The organism is Oleiphilus sp. HI0066, assembly GCF_001635725.1.
The window spans coordinates 1-1,547 of sequence record NZ_LWFH01001153.1 but is presented as its reverse complement, the minus strand read 5'-3'; the positions used below and the strand labels follow the sequence as shown (position 1 = coordinate 1,547).

General features: G+C 44.0%; 3 protein-coding genes. 2 read left to right on the top strand and 1 reads right to left on the bottom strand.

Annotated elements, in window-relative coordinates:
* Together A3738_RS15265 and A3738_RS15260 are read left to right on the top strand one after the other, a co-directional pair.
* The coding region (locus tag A3738_RS15265; RefSeq protein ID WP_068763707.1) for a biopolymer transporter ExbD at positions 1-433 on the top strand (433 nt) is incomplete at its 5' end.
* Between the two features lie 5 nt (positions 434-438).
* Positions 439-945: a biopolymer transporter ExbD gene (locus A3738_RS15260; RefSeq protein ID WP_068473188.1), complete on the top strand. Its 507-nt coding sequence runs from the start codon at positions 439-441 to the stop codon at positions 943-945.
* 17 nt (positions 946-962) lie between these two features.
* Here the strand turns inward: A3738_RS15260 and A3738_RS31160 are convergent.
* On the bottom strand, positions 963-1,547 hold a 585-nt coding region (locus A3738_RS31160), incomplete at its 5' end, for a hypothetical protein (protein ID WP_197473877.1).

Genomic DNA, 1,547 nt, shown 5'->3' with positions numbered 1-1,547 from the left:
GATGATCGTTCTTGTTCCCATCTTGCTTATAAATCTTATTTTCTCGCACACTGCGATCATAGAGCTAAACTTCCCTAGTGCAGATCAGGTGCAAGACATTGATGCCGAGCAGCTTTCTTTCCAAGTGCTGATCTTGCCAACAGCTATTGAGCTAAAAGAGGGCGCAAATACTCTTATCAAGCGCATAGAAAATACAGATCAGAACTTGCCGAATCTTTCGGCACTAAGCTTGGCGATGCAAGAGCTGAAAAGACGTGTTCCTGATAAGCGAGATATAACATTACTCGCTCAGCCCGATTCATCCTACCAAACAATTATTAACGTCATGGATGCTGTTAGGGCATATCCTAAAGTGATAGCGGGTAATGTGGTTAATGCTGAGTTGTTCCCGGATATTGGCATTGCTGATGCCCCAGAAGTTGGAGGGAACTAATCGTTTTGAAGCAATCGGTCAAAGCAAAGCGTATAGCGCGGCATAAACGCAGAGCAGCTAATTCGGGCGGCAAGTTGAATCTTGTTTCTCTGATGGATATTTTTACCATTTTGGTTTTCTTCTTGATGATCAATTCTAGTTCTGACATTCAGGTGTTGAATCAGGACGGAAAAATATATCTTCCTGTATCTTTGGCTGAAACCTTACCAGAGGAAACACTAGTTATTACCGTCAGTGTGTCGGATATTATTATTGGCGGGCGGACTATCATTTCTAGAGATGACTTCAGTGCATTTGCTGGAGATGTGGAACCCTCTGTATCCGAAGAGCTTAAGTATCAATTGAGCCGTTCAGACGGAGTGAATATTCAAGAGCCGGCAGTCACTATTATGGCTGATAAAGACGTGCCTTACGCATTTCTGAAAAAACTGATGGCAACCTGTGTAGATACAGGCTACACAGCGGTGGCCTTAGCTGTTAATCGCAAGGGGGACGGAAAACAAGCGGGGTAATTTGTTGACTTCAGGCTCTAGGGTTCTATGAAAGGGAGCCAATCAGAGCTTGCTGGCGTGGTCGAGAGTGAAACGCTCCATTGCTCATCGCTTGGATTAAAGTAATATCCATACACCGGCGCACCTTCTTCAAAGGTTTTGGTTGCCCAGATCATGCCAAAGCGTTCGTTAATGATAGCTGCATCAATCACTTTAGCTATTTCGTATTCTAATTCTAAAGCGCCTTTTAATTCTCCCTGCCCGGTGCTTTCCATAGCGTCATATTTATAAATGCTCGCACTTCGCAAAATGCCGCCGGCGGTATTGCTAGAGTGCAGCAGATGCATTTCAGTTGTATCGGTTAGGTAGTTTTTGATCGGTAGCCATGCACTGTCGTGGATTTCAGGTGAGGCAGTACCACTTGATTGTGTTCGAGCTATCCGTTGGTCTACCATCGAATCTAGCTGGTGGTAATCAAAAATATCTTGATTATCGAACGTCTGTAACGACTCGGTTTGACCTACGATATTGGTCAAACCGCCACTTCCCGTATTGATAAGAAGAAAAGACACTTTACTTGCGTTGGTCTCAAGTAATAGTGCATCAGCATCAGATTTAACTAG